20 protein-coding genes, 3 pseudogenes and 1 riboswitch are annotated in these 22,563 nt (G+C 33.6%); of the genes and pseudogenes, 9 read left to right on the top strand and 14 right to left on the bottom strand.

Going from position 1 to position 22,563, the window contains the following annotated elements; genetic code table 11:
• Positions 1-6: 6 nt before the first annotated feature.
• Positions 7-315 (bottom strand): annotated as a pseudogene (locus ABH960_RS25125) (HBL/NHE enterotoxin family protein); the annotation flags it as partial.
• 323 nt (positions 316-638) lie between these two features.
• Here ABH960_RS25125 and ABH960_RS25120 point away from each other — a divergent pair.
• The 5 genes and pseudogenes from ABH960_RS25120 to ABH960_RS25100 all read left to right on the top strand — a co-directional run.
• Positions 639-1,181, top strand: a pseudogene (locus tag ABH960_RS25120) (MCP four helix bundle domain-containing protein); the annotation flags it as partial.
• Positions 1,182-1,208: 27 nt separating this feature from the next.
• Positions 1,209-1,935, top strand: a pseudogene (locus ABH960_RS25115) (methyl-accepting chemotaxis protein); the annotation flags it as partial.
• Between the two features lie 80 nt (positions 1,936-2,015).
• Positions 2,016-2,357: a hypothetical protein gene (locus ABH960_RS25110; protein WP_404449096.1), complete on the top strand. Its 342-nt coding sequence runs from the start codon at positions 2,016-2,018 to the stop codon at positions 2,355-2,357.
• A gap of 32 nt (positions 2,358-2,389) precedes the next feature.
• The gene (locus ABH960_RS25105) at positions 2,390-2,827 is read left to right on the top strand and encodes a hypothetical protein (RefSeq protein ID WP_404449136.1); all 438 of its coding nucleotides are present in this window, start codon (positions 2,390-2,392) and stop codon (positions 2,825-2,827) included.
• Between the two features lie 93 nt (positions 2,828-2,920).
• Positions 2,921-3,193 carry an HU family DNA-binding protein gene (locus ABH960_RS25100; RefSeq protein WP_404449094.1) on the top strand — a complete coding sequence of 91 codons (273 nt, stop codon included), beginning with the start codon at positions 2,921-2,923 and terminating at the stop codon, positions 3,191-3,193.
• 59 nt (positions 3,194-3,252) lie between these two features.
• Here the strand turns inward: ABH960_RS25100 and ABH960_RS25095 are convergent, their stop codons facing one another.
• From ABH960_RS25095 to ABH960_RS25075, 5 genes are all read right to left on the bottom strand, one after another.
• Positions 3,253-3,420 (bottom strand): hypothetical protein, encoded by a 168-nt coding sequence (locus ABH960_RS25095; RefSeq protein ID WP_186317327.1) that lies wholly within the window; start codon positions 3,418-3,420, stop codon positions 3,253-3,255.
• A 386-nt stretch (positions 3,421-3,806) separates the two neighbouring features.
• Entirely contained in the window at positions 3,807-4,559 is a 753-nt protein-coding gene (locus tag ABH960_RS25090) for a YhfM domain-containing protein (RefSeq protein WP_404449092.1), read from the bottom strand.
• Positions 4,560-5,061: 502 nt separating this feature from the next.
• Entirely contained in the window at positions 5,062-5,853 is a 792-nt protein-coding gene (locus ABH960_RS25085) for an alpha/beta fold hydrolase (RefSeq protein WP_404449090.1), read from the bottom strand.
• Between the two features lie 774 nt (positions 5,854-6,627).
• Positions 6,628-7,119, bottom strand: a complete 492-nt coding sequence (locus tag ABH960_RS25080; protein ID WP_404449088.1) for an MgtC/SapB family protein — start codon at positions 7,117-7,119, stop codon at positions 6,628-6,630.
• A 25-nt stretch (positions 7,120-7,144) separates the two neighbouring features.
• The gene (locus ABH960_RS25075) at positions 7,145-8,641 is read right to left on the bottom strand and encodes an amino acid permease (RefSeq protein ID WP_404449086.1); all 1,497 of its coding nucleotides are present in this window, start codon (positions 8,639-8,641) and stop codon (positions 7,145-7,147) included.
• Positions 8,642-8,729: 88 nt separating this feature from the next.
• Positions 8,730-8,875: riboswitch (cyclic di-AMP (ydaO/yuaA leader) on the bottom strand.
• A gap of 359 nt (positions 8,876-9,234) precedes the next feature.
• On the opposite strand from ABH960_RS25075, the gene ABH960_RS25070 reads away from it, so the two are divergent.
• Entirely contained in the window at positions 9,235-9,429 is a 195-nt protein-coding gene (locus ABH960_RS25070) for a hypothetical protein (RefSeq protein ID WP_404449134.1), read from the top strand.
• A 123-nt stretch (positions 9,430-9,552) separates the two neighbouring features.
• Here the strand turns inward: ABH960_RS25070 and ABH960_RS25065 are convergent, their stop codons facing one another.
• A complete protein-coding gene (locus ABH960_RS25065; RefSeq protein ID WP_404449084.1) occupies positions 9,553-10,380 on the bottom strand; it encodes a DUF1835 domain-containing protein in 828 nt (275 codons plus the stop codon).
• 341 nt (positions 10,381-10,721) lie between these two features.
• Here ABH960_RS25065 and ABH960_RS25060 point away from each other — a divergent pair, with 341 nt between their 5' ends.
• Entirely contained in the window at positions 10,722-10,871 is a 150-nt protein-coding gene (locus ABH960_RS25060) for a hypothetical protein (RefSeq protein WP_201053798.1), read from the top strand.
• A gap of 87 nt (positions 10,872-10,958) precedes the next feature.
• On the opposite strand, the gene ABH960_RS25055 is transcribed toward ABH960_RS25060, so the two are convergent.
• From ABH960_RS25055 to ABH960_RS25040, 4 genes are all read right to left on the bottom strand, one after another.
• Positions 10,959-11,456: a DM13 domain-containing protein gene (locus ABH960_RS25055; RefSeq protein ID WP_404449082.1), complete on the bottom strand. Its 498-nt coding sequence runs from the start codon at positions 11,454-11,456 to the stop codon at positions 10,959-10,961.
• A gap of 76 nt (positions 11,457-11,532) precedes the next feature.
• The gene (locus ABH960_RS25050) at positions 11,533-12,612 is read right to left on the bottom strand and encodes a sensor histidine kinase (RefSeq protein ID WP_033728918.1); all 1,080 of its coding nucleotides are present in this window, start codon (positions 12,610-12,612) and stop codon (positions 11,533-11,535) included.
• Positions 12,609-13,322, bottom strand: a complete 714-nt coding sequence (locus tag ABH960_RS25045) for a response regulator transcription factor (RefSeq protein WP_404449079.1) — start codon at positions 13,320-13,322, stop codon at positions 12,609-12,611. The genes ABH960_RS25050 and ABH960_RS25045 overlap by 4 nt, the downstream gene beginning before the upstream one ends.
• A 530-nt stretch (positions 13,323-13,852) precedes the next feature.
• Complete coding sequence (locus ABH960_RS25040; RefSeq protein WP_404449076.1) at positions 13,853-16,057, bottom strand: N-acetylmuramoyl-L-alanine amidase family protein; 2,205 nt, start codon at positions 16,055-16,057, stop codon at positions 13,853-13,855.
• 558 nt (positions 16,058-16,615) lie between these two features.
• Here ABH960_RS25040 and ABH960_RS25035 point away from each other — a divergent pair.
• Together ABH960_RS25035 and ABH960_RS25030 are read left to right on the top strand one after the other, a co-directional pair.
• A complete protein-coding gene (locus tag ABH960_RS25035; RefSeq protein WP_404449074.1) occupies positions 16,616-18,730 on the top strand; it encodes a phosphatidylinositol-specific phospholipase C domain-containing protein in 2,115 nt (704 codons plus the stop codon).
• 431 nt (positions 18,731-19,161) lie between these two features.
• The gene (locus ABH960_RS25030; protein ID WP_000486589.1) at positions 19,162-19,386 is read left to right on the top strand and encodes a hypothetical protein; all 225 of its coding nucleotides are present in this window, start codon (positions 19,162-19,164) and stop codon (positions 19,384-19,386) included.
• Positions 19,387-19,593: 207 nt separating this feature from the next.
• On the opposite strand, the gene ABH960_RS25025 is transcribed toward ABH960_RS25030, so the two are convergent.
• The 3 genes from ABH960_RS25025 to ABH960_RS25015 form a co-directional block, all read right to left on the bottom strand.
• A complete protein-coding gene (locus ABH960_RS25025; protein ID WP_404449072.1) occupies positions 19,594-19,812 on the bottom strand; it encodes a hypothetical protein in 219 nt (72 codons plus the stop codon).
• Positions 19,813-20,014: 202 nt separating this feature from the next.
• Positions 20,015-21,862, bottom strand: coding sequence for a sensor histidine kinase (locus tag ABH960_RS25020; protein WP_404449070.1), 1,848 nt, complete (start codon positions 21,860-21,862; stop codon positions 20,015-20,017).
• The gene (locus ABH960_RS25015; protein WP_149191230.1) at positions 21,859-22,539 is read right to left on the bottom strand and encodes a response regulator transcription factor; all 681 of its coding nucleotides are present in this window, start codon (positions 22,537-22,539) and stop codon (positions 21,859-21,861) included. The genes ABH960_RS25020 and ABH960_RS25015 overlap by 4 nt, the downstream gene beginning before the upstream one ends.
• Positions 22,540-22,563 lie beyond the last annotated feature (24 nt).

Below are 22,563 nucleotides of genomic sequence, written 5' to 3'. Positions count from 1 at the left end.
GTTCCTCAGCCATTCTTGAACATGATCTCTTGCATTACGTTGATCAGTTGTTATTCCAGGTATAGCATTTACTTCAATGTCTGGTTGCTTTAATATGATTAGCCCATATCCTTGAATTAATGGCGTCTGTGATCCTAATGTCCTAATCGAATTTGATAACCTATTCATAGCAGCCTCATTTAGACTATTTGTTTGTTGTGAATAATTTGTCTTACTTTCTGCAAAAGTATTTACAGGTGACAAGCAACTTATAGATACTGCTGTAACTAATAACCCTGTGACTAACGTTTTTTCATGGTAATTCCTCCTATTAATTAGTGGTTTTTGATAAAATAGTCTGACTAAATTTTAAAGGTTTAATTGGTTCTGTTGCAACTTTACTAAACTTCTATTAGTGTGCCCTTCGCCTTTCTTTGTGTTCGTACCAGTTGTGTTTATATTTAACTAGATTGTAAAAATTTCAGTATAATTTAATATCATTACTCACAATATTTCCTTTTATTCAGATGTACAAAATTACATATTTATCTATAACATAAAATAACAAATAAAAACATTTCTAAAAAACATGTCGTTATTTGTTGTTTTATATCCTAAGATGTATAGCGTAATATAAAGATTTAATAAGGAGTGGTTTAATGTCAGTTCTAAAAAACAGTAAAATTGGTACGAAATTAAATGCATTAATGATTACAGCGAGTATTGCATGTATTATTTTATCCCTTATAGGGGTAATAGCATTAATGAAAGCAGACAAAAATTCTGAAAGTATGTATGAAGACATGCTACTTCCAATTCAACGTGTAAAGACTGTGGAATCTAATTTCTATGATGCTAATGTTAATTTTATGGAACTCATGGTTACAACAGATGAAAATAGAAACAAAGAGTTGGCAAATAATCTGTCTAAAATACGTGAAGAAAATGACAAGTTAATAAAAAGTTTAGAATCAACGTTAAGCTCCCAACAAGAAAAGGAATTATATTAAAATTTCAAAGCAAATTTCGGCGAGTTAAGACCGAAAATGAAAGAAGCACAAAATTTATCAATGCAAAACAAAAACGAAGAGGCTTATGCTTATTATTTAAAAGAAGTTAAGCCTGCTATGCAAAAATCAATTAATTCTATTCAAGAATTCGCTAATTCTAATAGAAACCAAGCAGAACAATTACAGGAACAAAATGCTAGCAGCGCCAAAACTGCAATAATGATTTATATTCTTATTTCAGTTTTGGGGACTGCAATTATTATATGTATTGGGTATGTCATTAAAACAGCTATTCATCGTCCAATTACTTTATTACAGCATGATATAAAACAAGTAGCAGATGGAAATTTAGTAATACGTACTTCCTATCAAGCAAATGATGAATTAGGAGTTATTGTTACTTCTTTTAATAACATGTTAGATAATTTACAACATTTAATTGAGAAAATACAAGTAACGACATACGAAGTTACCTCCTCTACTGACAGTATGTTGCAGAATACAAAACAGGCATCTAAAATATCTAACGAAGCTGTTCTAACAATTAATGAAGTAAATAAACAAATAGAAGGACAAGTTACTAATATTCATGAAAGTTCAAAAGCAATGAATGACCTAACAAATGGAGTTCAATCAGTAGCTGAATCAGCATTAACTGTTGCTGAAGTATCTGTCGCTACAACAGATCGTGTAAATAATGGTAGTAAAGTAATCAAGCAATCTATTACTCAAATGAATAATGTGCATGCAGTTGTTGAAGAAACATCTACGGTGATAGAACGTCTTATTATGCGTACACAGCATATAGATAAAGCTTTAGACGCGATTACAAATATTGCGGAACAAACAAATCTGCTTGCTTTAAATGCTGCAATCGAAGCGGCACGTGCAGGAGAAAATGGAAAAGGATTTGCAGTTGTTGCAGCTGAAGTGAGAGATTTAGCTGAACAATCCAAACAATCCGCAAATGAAATAAATGATTTAATTAAATCGATTTAGCAAGATACAAAAGATACTGTTCAAATCATGAGAAAAGGACACGAAGAAGCTACCCAAGGAAGAAATGCTGCTAATGAAGCAGACGAAGCCTTTTCAACAATCATGAAAGACATTCATAAGATAACGCGTCAAATCCAAGAAGTATCAGCTACAACAGAAGAAATGTCTGCTGGAACTGAAGAAATTAACGCTTCACTATCAGTAGTATCAGAAACTTCTGCAAGAGTAGCGATAGATACAAATCAAACCGTACAAGCCATTCAATCGCAAGCATCAGCCATTACAGAAATAACAAATCAAGCCATGCAAATAAAGAATAAAAATACAGAATTAGAAGGATTAATTTCACGATTTAAAATTAAAGAATAAAAAAATAAAAGGGAGGAACAATTACTTAAAGCTTGATTGACATGTGGTTTCGCCCCATCGCCAACAGGCAATCAAATCAACAAATCAAAATACTCCTAAAACGAAAAAGAGATGAAGACAATAATAAAAAAGCTTATCATAAAGTACTAAAGGATAAGCTTTTTTGTCTATACTTATTGAATTTTATTGGATTTATTCCATGCCAATTTAATAATAAAATATTGAATACCAAACAAGATAGTAACAATATGAAACAGTTCGTAGATTCCCTGTATACAAAGAAGAGAGGACGTCCTGCTATGGAAAACACAAATACAATATCAAAATTAAATCATGAGATTGTTGAAGGGTCAATAGAGGCATTAAAAGAAGAAAATGAACGTTTGCGTATGGAAATTGATTATTTAAAGAAGTTAAAGGCCTTTGTTCAAAAAAAGAAGAAACTATCGAACAAGACAAAGCAAAAGTAATTCTTGCTAGGGTTTTTCCTATATATCTTTGTTTACTTGAGAAACGTAGATACGTTATAATAATCTCTTATTACATTTAAAGAGGTGCAAAAAATGAATAAAACCGAATTAACAAAAATGGTAGCAGAAAAAGCAGAACTTACACAAAAAGATGCTGCTGTAGCAACACAAGCTGTATTAGGTGCTATAACAAATGCGCTTGCAAATGAAGAGAAAGTACAAATTCTTGGTTTTGGTACATTTGAAGTACGTGAAAGATCTGCACGTACAGGACGTAATCCACAAACAGGTGAGGAAATGCAAATCGCTGCATCTAAAGTCCCTGCTTTTAAAGCCGGAAAAGAATTAAAAGCAGCAGTGAAATAATTATACATAGTGAAAAAGAATCTGATATTCATATCAGATTCTTTTTCTTTAGTAACATATTATACTTTCTTATCGTGTCTGTTTAGCCAGGCTTTAGAAACTTCTTGTTCCCCAGATACTTCAATCTTAACTTCGCCATCTTCTTTGTATATCCGTTCAATGATTGGTACCGTCACCATTTGTTTTTCTTTTTGTGTTCGAAAAGTATCCAAGTTGATAATAGTCATGTTGCACTCTCCGTTAATGATTTCTAAAAAAAAGGCACCCGTATGAGTGCCCTTCCCCTAACTTGAACTACCATTTACTTTTAAGAAACATCGCTTAAAGAAAATAATATCATATTTGTTAATTTTTGAGAATGATGATTATTAACTGTTTGATTAAAAAATGTTTTAGACTATAGAGAAAAGTATTAGACTATTAAAAAATAGTTTTAGACTGAAAATATGCTTTCTGTACTTGAAGAAGAATGTGTTGGACGACTGGTGGGGTTCGAAGGATTGCAGAGTATAAGAAAACCGCCTGTGATGGCGGTCAATTTTTAACGTAGTAATGGAGTTCATGTAATCATCTAAAAAGTGCATCTTAACGAGGCTCATTAAAATATGTTGTTTTAATTTAACGCTTTTATGATGTTATCTACAAATATTTTATCGATTTCATGTCCTTGGTTTGTTTGTTCTGAATCCATAATTATTCCTTGTGATTTCTCTTTGTCAATCCACAAATAGTATGTTTGAATTGTTCCGCTTAAAAAGTGAACATTTACTTTGAAATTTGGCTTTTGTGTACTAGATGCATTTGAAGGTGTATCAAAGTTTGTAGTTTCGATAGCACTTACGAATGCTCCAACATCAAATTGCTTTACGAATATGTAGGTCTTATCCCCCTCAACTTCAATAAATTCAACTGATTTATTTTCTATGGAGTTTACTCCTTCACCATCCTTCGCTGTATAAAGAAGTATAATACCATCTTCTGACTGTGCGCAATCTCTGAGCATATATACTAGACCATGCGTTTCTTGTGGAGTAACTAGTTTATTACATATATCTTTTCTATAGTTAGATTTGTACTTGTAAGTAAAAGTGAATTTTTCGTCTTTATAAGTTACAGTTTGTAAAGTTGGTACTTTTGCTTCCTCATCAGTTAAATAATTCTTAATTTGTATTTCATCATTTTTCTTATCTTTTACATTTTGAGAAAATATATCAAATCGTTCTAGGTTTCTAGATTTTTCTTTAGGTATATGTATAATAATCTCATTTTTGTTCGCGACAGTTGATGATTTCTCACTGCCATCGCCACAAGCAGATAAGGAAGCGAGTGATAAACATAATGCTCCAACAATTAATGTTTTCTTCAAATTGAGTTCCCCCCTAAAATATATTAATAATTTAATTATAGCAATATTACACTGTATTTCCTAAAAAACTTAGCGCTTCGAATAGGTTATAGAATACATATTTCTATATCATAATAAATCACAAAAAATGTGAGTTTGGGTAAATAGAGAAGAATGGTGCATTCTTACTTATTAATTAGCATTTAAATCGGAATATAATTTACTATTTTTCGATGAATTTATAGTTGTAATGAAATATAATTTTCCAATTAATCTCAAACTAGAAAAGTGTACCTTTTGTAGTATATAAAAAGAAGAATCCAAAATGGACTCTTCTTTTATAAATTTAAATGGGTAAGATTTAGATATGTCAGAGCATTCCTCAAATCATTCTGTAAGTAAATCCCTGAGTGGCACCTCATTCCCTAAATCGTTTCCGTACCCCAATTACAGCAAATATTTTACTGTCCGTAAAGCGTACTCGATTATTACGCTATCGTCCCTCCGTTTTTTTGAATTTAGGTCAAATTTTTAACTGAATAAATTGTGCCAATAGTTGGTTAAATTTCTCGCGTTCTTCCCAGAAAAGGCCATGACCACTATATTGAAACGGAACAAGCTGTGAATTTCTTATTTTTTCATTTAGTTCTTGAGCTTGTGCAAAGGGAATAACTTTGTCATGAATGCCGTGAACGATTAAAGTAGGAACATTAATTTTCGGAAGATCCGCATGTAGCTTCTCATCTCTTAATGTAGTTATAATAGCAGCTGTCGACCAACTTGCTGCTTGTAGTCCCATTTGCAAAAACCAGTCCGAAAATGGTTTAGTTATATACTGAAAGAAAAAGCCATCTGTTACGTCCTGCATCATTTTAGGTCGATCATTTAAGGTTTCTTTAAGATAGTTATTAGCAGTTTCTGCGGTAAATCCAGTTGGAGCGGCCGCATCAATAAGAACAAGCTTTGATACCCTAAAACCATTGTGACGAGACATATATCGAATTGCGATAGACCCACCGGTAGAGTGACCCACAAGAGTAAAATTGTTTATTTGAAGTGTAGCAACTACTGTGCGGATATCATCTGCAAGTCTGTTAAAAGTATAGCCGCTCATTGGTTTATCCGAATTGCCAAATCCCCTCCAGTCTATACCAATACAGCGATAGCCCATAGTAGGAAGAATATTAAACTGATATTCAAACTGTTTATGGCTTAACGGCCAGCCATGTAAAAATACGAGGGTCTTATTTCCCCCAGGGTTAATATCTTCTACATATAAATTCACACCTGACTCTACGGTAACAAAGTATCCCATGAAGATTCCTCCCTAGTTAATATAGTTACAACAATAGATATTCATTTTGGTTAACATGAATGAGTACCAATTCAAGTTATAGGCCAGGGAATCGAAACGGGACGGGCTTTATTGAACTAAACGTGTGTTCGAAAAGGTTTACCTTTTGAAAGGAATAAAACAAAAAGGAACCGGCTATGGTTCCTTTTTGTTTTGCATAATTTTTTATGAAATAACTCATTTTCTTAAAAAATATTTTTCAACGTCTTTGAAAATTGAAATTAGATCTTGAAATTGGCTTGATGACTGTAATTGTTCTTTGATTACTTTGTAGAAAGTATTTTTCATCAGTTCAAATATTGAATAAATTGCCCACTAATTATTTCTCTATTTGCCCATCTGGAATAGGTCTCTTTTATTATTATTGATAACGTTCGTGAACTACTCGCCACTTAGCAAAGCTTGAAGTGGGAGCTTCTCAGTTCCACGACGAAAGTACCCTTTCGTCTCCCTGAGCGTTACTTCGGGGTGTTCCACCCCTAGATGTCCAACGCTTGGACGCTCTTTTGGTACGGTTGATATTTTACGCAGGAACCGAATGGCTTGGTTTTCGCACTCTATTTTCTTCCTGCAACCTCATATATCAAGTTATCAAAGAACTTCATATAGCTAGTTTATCAAAAGTTTTTGGCTATGCCGAACCGAAATTCATCTCTCACCTACCGTTGGGCTACGCCCTTCACACGCTTGAGGAAGGAGAATTCTTTCGGGGAATTAGTTAAAATTAGCTTCTCTTTAACAATCTTTTTTCTCTGATGATTTATGTTTTACTCTATAAGAGAGAGCGGTAACTTGTTGGGAATATTTAAAACCTTTTTCAGATTTTTCGGAAACCCATTTTGAAACAGGTCTTAGTAAACTATTTATGCTGACAATAAGAATGGTTCCTGTTATAGCTATAAGTAAATAGCCGCTACCTGCTAATGTTCCTACAGCCGCAGAACACCATAAGGTTGCTGCGGTATCCAGTCCTCGAACTGTCAATCCATCTTTCATAATAACTCCAGCACCTAAAAAACCAATCCCGCTTACAATTTGAGAAGCTATTCTTGTAGGTGTATTATCAGTTGGAGTGAGTACACTTAATAGTACAAAAAGTGCAGCACCAACGGAAACAAGTACATTTGTACGTAATCCAGCAATGCAATTGTGCCATTGACGTTCTAAACCAATTATTACTCCAACAAGTATTGCTACAAGTAACCTGAGTAGAATGTCTAGTTCCATATTTCTGTCTCCTTAATTTCCATCCTTAATGATCATCATGCTCTAAATTGACTTGTTGTAATGGAATCACCTTTGTTTTTTTTATAATTTTATAGCCGAACCAAAATACAAGAAACAGCAGTAAACCAATATAAGTAGCAAGTACTTCATACCAATCGACATGTGACCCTATAAAGACTGAATAATTCTGTCCTAAAATAATAATAGTACATATTACAAAAGCTAAAATAGGACCGATAGGATACCACTTTGCTTGATACGGGAGCTTATTTAAATTCTTTCCTTGATGTAAAAAAGCCTGACGAAAACGATAATGGCTTATAGCAATCCCTAACCATGCAATAAATCCACAAAGTCCCGAAGCATTCAAAAGCCATATAAATGCTTGCCCTTCTCCAAATAAAGAAGCTGCAAACGCTACGATTGCCACAGCCGTTGTCATAAGTAATGCATTAATAGGAACACCTTGTTTATTTACTTTTTTTAAGCACTTTGGAGCTTTCCCTTCTCTTGCCATTACCCATAACATTCGGGTTGCAACATACATTCCAGAATTACCAGCTGATAGAACAGATACCAAGATAACTGCATTCATAAGAGAAGCCGCAAATGCGAATCCAATTTTCTCAAATACTAGTGTGAAAGGACTCTTTGTAATATTACTAATATCATTGTTAACTAGATTCGGATCTGTGTAGGGAACTATGACTCCAATTACACAAATGGTAAGTATGTAAAATAAGAGAATTCTCCAAAAGATTTGCCGCACAGCTTTTGGAATATGCTTTTCAGGAGCTTTACTTTCTCCAGCTACAATTCCGACCATTTCTGTACCTTGAAAGGAAAACCCCGCAATCATAAACACACTAAAAATAGAAAGAAAACCTCCATGAAAGGGTGCATCTCCAATTGTTAGATTGTGAAATCCAATGGGATTTCCTTTGAAAATTCCAAATATCGTGGCTATTCCTAACATAATAAACACGACTATAGTAATAACTTTTACAAGTGAAAGCCAAAACTCCATTTCTCCATAATGTTTCACTGAAAGAATATTAATTCCAAACATAAACAGGATGAATAACGCACTCCAAAGAATAGATGGACTGTATGGAAACCAATATTTCATAAGAATAGCTCCTGATGAAATTTCAACTGCAAGAGTAATAGTCCAGCTAAACCAGTAATTCCAACCAATCGCAAAACCAAATGCAGGATCTACAAATTTAGAAGCATACGTACTAAAAGAACCAGATGTAGGCATATACGCTGCCATCTCTCCCAAGCTGGTCATCAACAGGTAAACAATACACCCCATCAACAAATAAGCTATAATTGCTCCACCAGGTCCTGCTGTATGAATCGTATTTCCGCTTGCTATAAATAACCCAGTCCCAATGCTTCCACCTATAGAAATCATTGTTAAATGTCTCATCCCTAATTCTCTTCTTAATTCAGAAGGCTGGGAATTAGAAGGGAAAGAAAAAAGTGGATTTTTCGTTTTTATGGGTGTCTCTTTCAAGTGCCTCATCCTTTTTTGAATTATTTTCCAGAAAAAGAGTATAAAAAAAGACACCAAAGTTCACCCAGTGTTTTTAAAAGTCACCATAGTATCCCCTCTCGAAACGCTTACGAGGTTAGCTGTCGGATTCGGGCCTTGAGAGTAGCCCTACCTTCATTTAAGAAAGATTCACCCCAAGTGCAATCGCACAAAATTTGGTTCCCCCGCTCCATATGGATTCAGCGAATAGTGATATGAATTTATGTACAATATATTACTCCTATGTCCTCTTGTTTGTAAACAAGAAAATAAACGTTTTTTCAGGGGTGGATTTTTCGCGCTGCACACTTTATTTATAATTTGAATTCTTAAATTAAGTTACATACTTTAAAAAAAGTGAGAATTACAAGTATAGTAATGCATGAAGAAGAGTTTGAATTAAATAAAAATACTGTGCCACATTTTTATTGAGTCTATTATCTACTAGTGTCTTTACTATTTTTAATTACATGGACTACTGATAAGTGGGGTTATGGTAACTAAGTATATATTGTTTTCGTATGGGGAGGGTATAATTTAGAAAATACATGTTAATCAAAGTTAGGAGGGAGTTCATGGGAAGAGCAGTATTATTTGATAATCAAAGTGTAATTTTAAAGTTAAGTGGGGTAACAGGGTTCTTTGCTTTAAAATTAACATTAGAAATTCCTTATAATACTATTAAGAATGTATATGTACAAGGACAAAAATATCTAAACTTTCACTTTGACGTATTTGTTGAAGCAAAAAACTATAAACTAAATGTTTAAAGATCTACAGAATAACATTATTTTCGTTAAAAAAGAAATTGTGTTATTTTTAGAACAAAAACGCTATTTCTATAATTGGGATTTTCTACAAGTAATAGCATTTTGTTCAAAATATGCAATTATCTATGGTAATCGGATTTCTATTTTTACTAAATTACCTTGGAAATTTAATTTCTCTTGTTGAATTAATTTGTGAACACGGAAAGTTAAATAAGTATCACCTATACGTTGTTCATTCTCCCCCATCACTTTTCCAACAATACGGATCGCACGTTGATATTCATTTGACGTATTATCCAAGATGGATACATCATAATAATCTTCAGATACAGTAATTAGTTGTCCATTTACTAATATTCTTAAGACACCATTCGTTTGGGAGTGTTTTTTCCAATCTTGTATTAAACTTTGAACTTGTTCTTGAGACAATTTTTTTTTCGTTTGAATGGCTTCTAAAACCAGTTCAGAAGGCATTTCACCTAAACTTTTTAGTACATGTGGAATTTCTTTGTCCTGTAAATCACGCACTGTAAATTCAATATGATGGCTAAAATCTGTAACATTCACTTCTTCAACCTGCATATTTTTATCATGAAGCAGTGATAAAACAAACCTTACACCAATGACATCAGATGCATTTTCGCCATACCATAAGATTACTTTACTCCCACTTGGAACCTCTTCTACAATTTGCGAATTCTGTTTAAGCGTAGTTTCAATCCAATCTAAGTAATCTAAGTCTGAAGTGGGGCCAACTGTTGTTAACACCTCTTTTAGCCATTGTTTTCTTTCTTGCATTCCTTCAATAGAATCTAATTTATAAATAGGACCTATCGAAAAATCCTCATTAACACAAATCACTTTTTCATTTTTGTACTCATTTCTTTGTTGAAAAGCATTCTTTAAATTTCCATATGCAGAATCTCCAAAGGTAATATGTATAACATTCATAATATGTAATCTCCTTATTAACTTAATACAGCTATTTTTCTCTATATAGATAGGATATATGAGAATTCCTCTTACTAAAGTTATTATAAATAGCTTACAAAAAAATAACTACCAAAGTTACATTACACTTTTGTAAGGTTGACGATTTCCTATCATTGCAGATGATTTTATCTGTAAAAAAATTGAAGGTCTTGTTTTTAAAGTTTTAAAGTTTTAAAGTTTTAAAGTTTTAAAGTGACATTTATCATCCTATAACGAAAATTATGTAAATACGCCTCCCTCCTTCAGTAAGCAAATAGATGTTTTTTTAGATACATTGAAAGCGTATAATGCATATGGGAATGAAAAAATTACGGGTGAATGCATATCTCCGTGTTGAAGTAGGTGGGAAATATAAAGATGAAGCTTATTATGGAATTGATAGATATGAAGAAGTAAAACCTGAAGATATACCTAAAAAAGCAAAAGAAAAGTTGGATAAAAAAAACTAATTACATAGAGGTCACCATACAGTGGTCTGCCCCCCATTTGTCAATCCAAATGGGGCATGTACACACCCCACATTTTTATGTTCTTTCTTACTTTTCAAAATAAGCCGCACCAAAGTTTTCATTAAATCTCTTACACCATATAGAAACCGAAACATATGTACTTATATCTATCCCTTCAGGAATTTCATAGTTTTGGTCTCCTTTGTTTCCCTTTAACTTTCCTAATTCAATATACCGATGGTTGTTAACGTCTTCATTATCTTTCAAACGATTCGTAGGAACTAATACAACTCGAACATCTGGCCCGTTAGAAGTTAAAAAATTGGAAAGTCGTAAAATACGTTTTCCATTCGCTAATTGATGGATTGTTGCTGTTCCAGTTGTTTCATGGACACCATTTTGAAACTGACCTTCACTTATTACTCGTTCTTGTTGTTGTTTTGTTTCGTTTGATTGTATTTCTGTTTGTGGCAATGCTTCATTCACTTGCTTATCAATAAATAATTTCTCGGGGCGGAACAAAGACCATAAAATTCCTCCGACAATTATAAAACCTCCTATAATCAATACATGTTTTCTTTTCATAAAATAAAAAACCTCCTGTAACATACTGTATAGTAGTATGTTAACAAGGAAGTCTTTCATTTCTATAATATAAGTATTACAAAAGTCTTTCAGCGGTCTTATTTTTTTCTGATGTGATGGGAAGAGTAAACCAAAATTCACTTCCCTGTTTGCCATCTAAGCGATTTCTCACACCAATTTCTCCTTTATGCATTTCAATCAATGATTTTGCAATGGCTAATCCGAGTCCGGATCCACCAGATTGTGAACTTCTTGATTTATCCGTTCTAAAAAAACGCTCAAATATGCGTAATTGGTCATTTGGAGTAATTCCTTCTCCTTCATCGCGCAAAATGAATTGGACTTGTTGCTTTTTTTTATTTTCCTTTACAATCAATTCGATTGTTCCAGAAACAGGGGAATACCGAATCGCATTATCTAACAAATTACTGATGACCCGTGCTATTTTACACGGCATAATTAAAAGTCGAGGTAATGTATCAGGAACCTGCAATTGTAAATCAATCTGTTTGTTTGCTAATAAGAAAGAATGTGACTCTAGTACATCTAAAAGAATTTTGTCCATATGTGTAAAACTTGGATGAAAATCTACTTGTCCAATTTCTAACTTTGAAAGGTCAAATAAGTCATTAATCAATCCACTTAATCGATTTATTTCTTTTAAGGTCGTCTCTAAGTACTGCTTTCTCGTTTCAGGATCTTCAATTAAGTTATCTTGTAATGCTTCTATCATCAATTGTATGCTAGCCATAGGCGTTCGTAAGTCGTGTGAAATATTCGTAATCAGCTCCTTACGTGCCTTTTCCCCTTCTTCTAACTTAGTAAACCCTTCTTCTAAATTTTTAGCCATCCGTTGAAAGGCTGTTGTTAATTCTTTAAACTCCCGTGGTTCTTTTCCAATTATGTACATCGTTTCAAATTGTCTATCGCTAAATTGTTTCGTTAGTTCAATTAAATTTTGAATGGACCTCATGATAGGGCGTGTCATTAACCAGTAAATAAATGTTGAAATAATCAGTCCGACAACCGCAATTACTGTTAATAGCCGTGTTTGTTCTGGTTCAAGTAACATTTGCGTTTCACTATACCATATAGCAATTACCAAGATACTGGTACTTAATAAATTCATCAATAACAATTGAATACGTAAACTCATGTTTCATTTCCTCCATTTGGCTCAAAGCGATATCCTATTCCCCAAACCGTATGAATCCAACGATTCTTTGTCGTATGCTTTTCCAGCTTGTCACGTAAACGACTCACTAACACGGTCACTGTGTTTGTACCCCCTTCATGTTCAAAATCCCAAATAAGTTCAAGAAGTTGCGAACGGGAAAACACTTGTTTTGGATGCTGTGCCATGACATAAAGTACCTCGAATTCTTTCACAGTTAATTCCACGTTATTTTCACAAACGAGTACACACCTTGTCTTTGGATAAATTTTTAAATCTGGAAATTCTATCACTTCTGATAGATATTCTTTTGCTTGTATCGTTACCTGGCTGCCTCTTCTTAATATAATTTGAACCCTTAATACTAATTCACGAGGTGAAAATGGTTTTGTTACATAATCATCTGCACCCATTGTTAAGCCTAAAATTCGATTTCTTTCCTCTCCCTTAGCAGTTAACATAATAATAGGAACATTTGATTGTTGACGAATTTCCTCGCATAATTCCCATCCATCTTTTTTGGGCATCATCAAATCTAAAATAATCAAATCTGGTTGATATTGATGAAATACATCCCAGCCTTCCATTCCATTGATAGCTGTATATACTTCATATCCTTCTCTCTCTAGGTACCGTTTGCATACTTCTCGAATGTTTTCTTCATCTTCTACGATTAAAATTCTTTTTTTCATATATAATCCTCTCTTCTTTTTTACCAATCACAAAAGAAATGTTTCTCTTATTTACTTTAATCTAATAAATCTATGGAATCTGGATATACAGTTGCTATAACTGACAGTACTGCTAGGTTAGAATCCATTGCCCTGGTCTTATATTCACTAAAAATTATTAAAAGTGATTCTATAATACAGATGGTCATTTTAACATTTTGCTACTTGTATGACTAGATAAGTTCTGTTTATGTACCATCCTAAAAGAATAATTACGGGGGGGTGTTTAGTTTGTGGCGCATGGAATAGAGGTAACAATTGTATAGAAAGATTTGTTATATTTAAAAGCCTATATATGTACCTCCTATCCATATGGACAGGAGGTACATATATAGCATCATTCTTTACTTAATACTTTCTAACTTCCGCTGATGATTCATACCTGGTGAAGTTGTATTCTCAAGTTTTAAGATAAACTCAGCAGAAATAATTAGGTTGAGGGATTTCATTTGGAAAATCATATTTATAAAAAATAAACTATCTTTGGATCATTAATAACCTTTGTGTCCATGACTGTCAAATTTATAAGTCTTTCCATTAAGTTCAACTGTAGCGTTTTGATAAATTGAGCCATCTTCTTTGGCATAATAAGTAAAGTATCCGAAATAAGGGAAATGGTACCCACCACCAACATTGAACCATCCTTTCTTAGCTGCTCCAGAATCATCGAAATAATACCATTTACCATTGATTTCTTGCCAACCCGTTTGCATTTTACCCTTATTGTCATAATAGTAAAGCTTACCTTCTATTTGGTGCAACCCTGTCAGCAGAGCTTGTCCGTCATTATTAAAATAGTAAGTTTTTCCGTCAATGGTTTGATGGCCATCGAAAGTAGAGTGTTTGCCTTTTTCGAAATGATAATTTTTCCCATCGATTACCTTCCAACCTGAATAGGCAGCTCCATCCTCTAAGCTATAATATTGGATTGATAGGGGGGAACCAAGTTTTACACTGACTCCTGGATTTATTACAGAACCTGTTAGCTCGAAGGCCACTTGTTTGCCGTTAAGAGTTACAGTAGTTGGAGTACTTAGTGCTTTTCCATTCAGATCGGTAGCTCTTTCAAGTACGCCTTTGTCGGAAAAGTGAAGAATGACATGTTGATCATCTAGACGCAGTTGATTTTTATTAACACTGAAATCTTTAAAGTAGTAAAGCTTACCTTCTATTTCTTGCAGACCTTCTTTAACAAACGCTCCAGAAGCATCAGAATATTGCTCACCTTTCCAGGCTGATCGTTGCAGAACACCAGAATCATTGAAGTGATAGTTCTTACCCTCAATCTGTGCATTAGATGAATTTGGCAACGCCATCTCGTTAGACGCCGGATTAAAATGATACGTATTGCCCTTAATTTCCTGCCAACCCTTCAAGAGAACTCCTGAAGCATCTGTATAATAGTAGCTGTTACTTCGGTTTACCCAACTATTCGTTATCAATTTTCCAGAGGAATCGTATGCTGTCCATATAGAGGTATCACTTTTATCATGTTCGAACTTTACTCCTTCATATTTCTGTTTCTCATGTTCTTTACCAGGGTACCAGTCGATTAACCAGTTGTTAACTTCATCATTGTTTATTGCAGTGAAACTAATTTCAGATTTGTAACTCCAATCTGTACCGAATTTATGACCATAAGCATTACCAGCCAGACGTACTCCATTCTTGTTTACCAAATGAAACTGCCATTTATTATTATATGAAGCGGGGGCTGAGACAAGTTCAAACAATTCATCAGCACCAAACGAATCTGAATATTGGATCCCTCTATTGTCTTCTCTCCCTGAAAGATATTTTGACCCTGCTTTCACCAATACTTTATTGGTCCCTTTTTTATAGGGGATAATTTTATAAGGTTCACCGTGATTTAGTATACTATCTGGTAGTGTAATAGGTGTCTCTAGGGTATTGGTAATCTCAGCAAATACATTAGTTGATCGGTCATTAAAATCTGCTTGAGCTTTAGGATTATTCGTAACATAATTAGAAAGAACTTCTCTGTTCACTGGATGTGAAGTCAAAGTTGCCACCTTCTTTTGTTCTTCTGTTAAATAAGAAAAACGGTCCACCCCTAACCCTTTAAAACCATCTAGAGAATCTGCTCCAAATTTCTTCTTATAAAATTCGTCAACAAGTACTTTATTTTCACCGGATGTTTTTTCTACGTATACGGTGGTAACTTGATTAAGTGCAACTCCAGTTTTCCCTTCGTTCAATTGTGCTTGTGTAATGTAAAGAAGATCGTGCTCTGATACAGATTCTGCGAAGGGTTTCAAATCTACAATTGTACCGGGTTCTGTAATCTTAAGCTGTTGCCCCGATTTTAAGTCTTTCATCTCACTTTTTCCATCTGGGTAGAGTACTTTAATCGTTCTAGTGAAATTGGAATCTCCTTTTGTATGATGCACAGAAATATTAAATTCCCCAGATTTAAAGTTAGGAGCTCTGTAAGATACATTCTCTGCATAGGGGCCAGTGTAATTAGATAAGTCAGGATCCCCTACAGATATCCCAAGCTTTTCATAAACATCAGCCACTATACCTAATGAAGTAATAGTCACATCCAACACCGTGGCTAAACCTGCGCTAGCTTTGTTCTCTGCAACAGGGGCTAAAGAAAAAAGAATACCTAATGCCGCTGTGGCAGGAATTAATTTCCTTCCAATTCTAATCGTTTTAAAGTCTTTTTTCATTTTTGTTTTCCTCCATATTTCCTATATGTTTTTGAACATCTACTAGTAATAAAAATTATTGAGAGCATATCCTCTAGTAAGATTGACTTCATCATATCCAACAATTCTTTCATTTCTCTTTCACAAATGTTACAAAAGTCTTTCACGAATCTATTTTTTATTTTATGTATATAATATGTTACGAACAAAAATGATACCTCGTTTTTGTAAAAAATATACAAATTTAATTACAATGCTCTTTAAAGGTGGTCATTAAAAATAAACGTTTATAAAGGTGTATCTTTTGAAACAATTTTACAGAGGTATCATAGTTTCTTTTTATCACTAGATATTTGAAAATAAAAACTATTCATAAATATAAACTTTTACAGATATCCCCTTCTTAGTTTATTTAAATTTTGTATTCGAGTTTCATATTTGAAAAGATTTTCTCAATATGGATATTATGGTTATTTGCATTGTAAATATTCTAAATAAAAAGTTATTAATCTATAATTATTGAGTATCATCAGGATTAGAAAAATGAATAAAAAAATAAGTAGAGGAAGGTTGTGTAATATGGAATTAAAGGTGAACGATATCGAAATTGCGAGCAATGATAAAGGATATTCTCATGATTCTAGTATTGGGTATTCGAATCCAAACTGGATGAATAAAATGCCAGGCACTCTTAAAATAAGTGAGCTGTCTATACCTGGAACCCATAATTCCATGTCACGATATGGTGGTGGTGGCCTGTATCCAGATGACTATATTAAAACGCAAACAATGGATGTAAACACACAATTAAATTCTGGTATTCGATATTTGGATATTCGTTTACGTAAAGAATCGAACGCTCTCTTAAAGGCTTATCATGGATCTGTTAATCAAAATGCAATTTTTAGTAGTGATATTTTAGATAAAATCACTGCATTTTTAAGAACAAATCCAGGAGAGACAATATTTATGCGCGTGAAAAATGAATGTAATGGTCCTGGTACTGGAAAATGTACAGACGCTAGCACAACAAAAACGTGGGCGCAAATTTTTGAAGATAACTATTATAACAACGCTAGCTATAGTAATTATTTTTGGAAAGGCGCATCCAATAATCCGACGCTAAATGAAGTGAAAGGCAAAATTGTAGTAATGTCAGATTTTCCGACAGACGGAAAAAGATTTGGTATTCCTTATAATACTCTAAATAAGCAAGACCAATTTGATGTAGATGATAGCGCAGATGCCATGTATGCGAAATGGACTGCCGTAGGAAATCATTTGAAAGCTGCTAATGCAAGCGACAAACAGTCTATCTATTTAAATTATTTAAGTGGTAACGGAGCATGGAGATTTATTTCAATGGGAGCTGCACCTTATTTTGTAGCAAGTGGGTATCGAGGTAGTGGTACAAATGAAAGTATGAAAATGATTACGGAACATAGAACAGATAAATGGCCCGATTATCCACGTGGATACTATGGTCAGGTGTTTTATGGTGGAACAAATCTATTAACGACTCAATATATCCAACAGTGGCCTATTCGTCATACCGGAATTATTGCAGCTGATTTCCCTGGAAAGGGCTTAATTGATCGTGTTATTCGCTTGAATGAAAGGCACAATAGTGGAGATGTTCGCTACATAACACCAAAAGGATCTTCAGGCTTACGTGTTGGATTCGGTGGGGATGCATATTTACGTAATAGTTATGTGGTGTATCGAAACGGTACCTATATTGGTCACGTCGATAGTGGAAGTCCTTATTATAGTTATTGGGATAAAACGGATGTGGGACACGATCTTAGATTTGAAGGTTTAGCTCTATTTACGGGTGATAAGATTGACGTTTATGTAAAGAATGGTGGTAGTTCAACACTAATTAAAAGTCAAACGCTAACTGTAGATGAACAGGAAGGCGAAGAAGTAAGAATACCTGATGGTAAATATAGCATTGTCTCTGCTTTAAACAATAGCAGTGAAGTGGCTATGCAGACATCACTTTCAAATAATAGGTACAATGTAGTTCTATGGGGGCATACGAACAGGGAACTAAATGGACAATGGGATTTGGTATATGATTCCAATAAAAAAGCATATCAACTTAAAAGTGCATGGAAAATAGATGAAGCATTAACTTGGACGCAAGATTCAATCAACGTGTACACTTCACCGTCTATGGGGACATATGATGGAGCCTATTGGATATTAAAACGAGCTGGGAATGGATACTTGTATTTAGAAAACAAGGCCAGTAAGACGGTATTAGACGTAACTGGTGGAGGAACTGCAAATGGCACGAACATTAATGTGTGGGGACAGGTTCAAGGGGCGCAAAACCAAAAATTTAAGTTGATTCAACGAACAGAAAAATTAGAAGCACAAATTGATTCTTTGTACAGACCACAACCCGGTCAAAAGAATAGATCCAGTGGTAATTTCTCATTAGGGCATCTTGCTGACGGCACAAGAGTTCAAGTATCGATAGAAGGTCCTGGTGCATCAGTACTTAACTTCAGAGTGATGCGTGATAAATCTGGTGATACAGACCCTACAATTTGGTCGAATGTTAAACATGGTTCTATCGTAACGATTCCTTCAGGTGCAAATAAAAATAACCTGTATATTGCTAATCCAGGTGGGTATTCAGGGAATGGGACTTTTAAAGCAAAATTCCAAACTTTACAAAATTAACTAATAGGGGTCACCATACATGCCCATCAAGCTAAGGTTTTTAAGTACCCCCTAAATGAAAATTTTCTTTCTCTATAGTTAGTTACTTTGAGAAGTCAGCGCATTTTTTCGTTTTAGGGGTGTTTTTCTTTTCTTAAGTTGATGGGCATGTGGCAGTACCCCATGGCTATCAACCTAAAATTTTATAGTACCCCCAAAACGAGAAAATTGGCATCTCCAGGTAAAAATATACATTTTTTGTTTTGGGGCAACTAGTTTCATTAGCTTGATGGGCATATTGGTGGAACCCCGAAATGGACATTTGAATAGATAATGCCTTCCTTAAAATAACCTTAATTTAAACATAGTTTTGATAATATATGGAAAATAAATGGTACAATTTTCTGGTATAACCTAAATAAAATTTATTTTAGAAAAGGGGTAGAAGGGAAATGTTCCAGAAGTTCAAGTTTTATTTAATGAGCATTTTAATTAGTTCAATGTTAGGCGGAATTATTATAGGTGCTAATTTCTTGGTCCATAACATATATAATTTAGTTGCAGGTAAAGAATATCATTTTAATATGTGGTCTTCTATTATTATTTTTAGTGTTGTATTTATTTCGGGTTTCTCGTATGCGTTGAAGAAGGGGCCAGATATATTTGTTAATGATTAAACCAATAGCAATTATTGTAGGCGCTGCCGTGATCTGGGTGGCGTCTTGTTTGTTGTTAAGGAAAGATAACAAAACTAAATTTCCTTAAAATGAAAAAAAACGCCATCCTTTCCTATGATTCTACAGAAAGAATAGCGTATTTGTTCTTTTTATGGATACATTTTTTTAGCTCGATGGCGATGTGGTGTTACCTCAAATATAATTATTTTATTTGAAGGTCTCTTTTAAATTTTTTTCAAATCTTTTCATAGGTTGATATACAAGGACGTGTAGTGATAAACCTATCACCGCAGTAATGTTTAAAATAATACTTATAAACATTAAAGACCATTCTATAACTGGAGAAAAGTATCCGTTCGTACTTAATGTAGAAGAACTTACACCTAGTATTAAAATCACTATTAGTAAAGGTAAGTTTTTAACCAATTTGAATCCCCCTTTAAACACAATATCTTTATATTATTATATCACACACTAGGTTATGTAATTAATATAAGATAGTTATCTATGGGAATTTAACATATTTTTTCGTTTTGGGGGTAACCTATTTATTAGCTTGATAGCGATGTGGCGGTACCCCACATCCATCAACTTAAGGATTTAGACTATTTTTGAAGCTAAAAGCACGTTACTGTTTTGTATCCCACTTTTCTAAACGGAAGTAGAACAATACCCCATCCTCCGTATTGGTTACACCGTATTCTGCAGCATGTAATTCGAATATGTTCTTTACAATCGAAAGACCTAGGCCAGTACCACCGCATACTCGTTTTCTTGATTTATCCACTCTATAAAATTGATCCCATATTTTCTCTATATTTTCTTCTGCAATATGCGATCCTTTATTTTCAAACCCTATATATACGCCATGTTCTTCTTCTATTACCTCTATCACAATCATTCGTCTCGAATCTGTATAACGAATTGCATTCGTAAACAGATTCGTTATCACTTGTTCCAATAAATTAGCCTTTCCCTTCACACGCACATCATCAATATTCATTTTGATTTGCAGTGACTTTTCATCAATTTGAGTGTGTAGATCTTTTTCAGCCTGTTGAATCAAATCCCCTATACTAACTTGCTCCATCTGTATTTGATACGTTCCTGATTCATATTTAGCCAAATTGAGCATCTCATCAATCAGTATATTCATTTTCTCTATTTCTTTTTCTAACGCTTCCCAATAATATTGGTTCATTTCAGGCGCAAACACGTCTTGCAACATAGATGCCGATACTTGCATGACACTGAGTGGTGTCTTCAATTCGTGTGAAACACCTGCAATAAAATCTTTTCTTGTTTGTTCTAATTGCTTTTCTTTTTCTAAATCTTCTTTCAACTGATTGATATACCCTTCCATTCTTTCTGAAAGCTGATTAATATTGGAGGATAGCTCCCCAATTTCATTTTTAGACTTTATAGAAAGCTGGTCTTCAAACTCAAATTCCATGATTTTTTTGGTTGCTTCATTAATTTTCAATAATGGTTTTGTAATGATTCTTGAGTAATAGAAAGACACAATAAGCGATAGAACCAGCACAAATGCAATAATATATACATAGTAATCACTCATTATATCTGTTGCTTTTGTAATTGGCTGTAGAGAAGACAATGAATAAATAAATTCTTTCACTTGTCCATCTTTTAATATTGGTTTAATGGTTTCTAAATACTTGATTCCATTTATACTAATCTCGTTTTGTACCCATTCTTCTCCGTTTAATTTCACTTTATCGGTAATCCACTCCGATTGAAATTGTAAAATACGATTTGCAAACACTTCGTTACTATATAATGTGTTATCAATTTTTGAATTGAAGTAAACTGGGAAACTTATTTCTTTTACAATTCCTTCTAAAAAATAATATTTTTCGCTTTCTTCTTTTGAAAAAATCTTCATCCCATTTTTAACACCTGACATCATGATTTTGTCTATTTGATAATAGGTAGGCGAGACAAACCCTCCATCATAACCTTTTATTTTTAATGTTGTAGGAATAACTATGTCTTTATTTGACCCTTTACTTGCAGTATCCATAATAGCTATTTTGGTCGTCTTATTAATTAAACTTGTAATTAAAATACTGAAATTAGGATCCATATCTTTTTTTGCATTAATTAAATTATTAAATACAACTTTAGATGTTCGACTTGGATCATTTTTATTTATCGCTTTTATATAATAATCTCCTGACGGTAATTTCTTAATATTTGCTGCTTCATCAAGCCTTGCAATCATAATGCCTTTCTGATTTTCATATGAGAGTTCTTTACTCTGCAGTTTATTTTCATCCTGTTTATAAGCTTCATAAAATGTATTATACTGTTGTAATTGCTTCTGAACATGTTCTTTTTCTTTATCTATATACAAGTAATTCATCACATACATTTGTCCAAAAAATATAACAGCAATAATCATACAGCATAATAAAAACGTTAGAAAAAACAATTGAAAAACTATTTTCTTTCTCATCTTCTGTCTAACTCGAATTTATAGCCCGTTCGAACAACAGTTGTAATATGTTTTGCCCTGTCGCCTAGCTTCACACGTACATTACGCATATGTGCAGTTAATGTTTTATCATCTCCAACATAATCATATCCCCAAATGTTCGTAATTAACGTGTCCCTTGTCAATACTTGCTCCTTATGCTGCATTAACGATAGTAAAATTTCAAACTCTGTATGTGTAAAATCTACTTTTTTTCCATCTATAGAAACAGAACGTGCCGATTTATCTAAATAAATACCACATAAATCAATGCAGTCCTGGAATTGTACAATTTGAGTTGTCTCTTTGAATAAACGCTTTGCTCTCGCTAGTAAAATAGCTGGTTTAAATGGTTTTGTTACATAATCATCGGCTCCTAATTCAAACCCAAGTAATGTATCATCCTCATCACTTCGAGCTGTTAATAGGATAATAGGAACAGTAGAGTTCTTACGAATACGTCTACACACTGACCATCCATCCATGACTGGGAGCATAATATCTAATATGATTAAATTGATATCATCATGTGCAGTAAATAATTCTAATCCTATTCGGCTATCCTCCGCTGTTATTACTTCATATCCATCATGAGAGAAATATTGTGCTACCGCCTCTCTTATGATTTTTTCATCTTCAATAATCAACACTTTTTTCATATAATTCTCATCCGATCTATGCTT

Origin of the sequence: Bacillus sp. RC252, assembly GCF_044909215.1 — a bacterium.
In the GTDB taxonomy this organism is placed as follows: domain Bacteria; phylum Bacillota; class Bacilli; order Bacillales; family Bacillaceae_G; genus Bacillus_A; species Bacillus_A mycoides.
This window is presented reverse-complemented; position numbering and strand designations above follow the sequence as displayed.

Coding starts and splice junctions, on each gene's coding strand:
- ABH960_RS25060 (WP_201053798.1), top strand. CDS start 10,722: ATGAAAAAATTACGGGTGAATGCATATCTCCGTGTTGAAGTAGGTGGG.
- ABH960_RS25045 (WP_404449079.1), bottom strand. CDS start 13,322: ATGAAAAAAAGAATTTTAATCGTAGAAGATGAAGAAAACATTCGAGAA.
- ABH960_RS25030 (WP_000486589.1), top strand. CDS start 19,162: ATGTTCCAGAAGTTCAAGTTTTATTTAATGAGCATTTTAATTAGTTCA.
- ABH960_RS25085 (WP_404449090.1), bottom strand. CDS start 5,853: ATGGGATACTTTGTTACCGTAGAGTCAGGTGTGAATTTATATGTAGAA.
- ABH960_RS25110 (WP_404449096.1), top strand. CDS start 2,016: ATGAGAAAAGGACACGAAGAAGCTACCCAAGGAAGAAATGCTGCTAAT.
- ABH960_RS25020 (WP_404449070.1), bottom strand. CDS start 21,862: ATGAGAAAGAAAATAGTTTTTCAATTGTTTTTTCTAACGTTTTTATTA.
- ABH960_RS25055 (WP_404449082.1), bottom strand. CDS start 11,456: ATGAAAAGAAAACATGTATTGATTATAGGAGGTTTTATAATTGTCGGA.
- ABH960_RS25065 (WP_404449084.1), bottom strand. CDS start 10,380: ATGAATGTTATACATATTACCTTTGGAGATTCTGCATATGGAAATTTA.
- ABH960_RS25040 (WP_404449076.1), bottom strand. CDS start 16,057: ATGAAAAAAGACTTTAAAACGATTAGAATTGGAAGGAAATTAATTCCT.
- ABH960_RS25050 (WP_033728918.1), bottom strand. CDS start 12,612: ATGAGTTTACGTATTCAATTGTTATTGATGAATTTATTAAGTACCAGT.
- ABH960_RS25095 (WP_186317327.1), bottom strand. CDS start 3,420: ATGACTATTATCAACTTGGATACTTTTCGAACACAAAAAGAAAAACAA.
- ABH960_RS25035 (WP_404449074.1), top strand. CDS start 16,616: ATGGAATTAAAGGTGAACGATATCGAAATTGCGAGCAATGATAAAGGA.
- ABH960_RS25015 (WP_149191230.1), bottom strand. CDS start 22,539: ATGAAAAAAGTGTTGATTATTGAAGATGAAAAAATCATAAGAGAGGCG.
- ABH960_RS25100 (WP_404449094.1), top strand. CDS start 2,921: ATGAATAAAACCGAATTAACAAAAATGGTAGCAGAAAAAGCAGAACTT.
- ABH960_RS25070 (WP_404449134.1), top strand. CDS start 9,235: ATGGGAAGAGCAGTATTATTTGATAATCAAAGTGTAATTTTAAAGTTA.
- ABH960_RS25080 (WP_404449088.1), bottom strand. CDS start 7,119: ATGGAACTAGACATTCTACTCAGGTTACTTGTAGCAATACTTGTTGGA.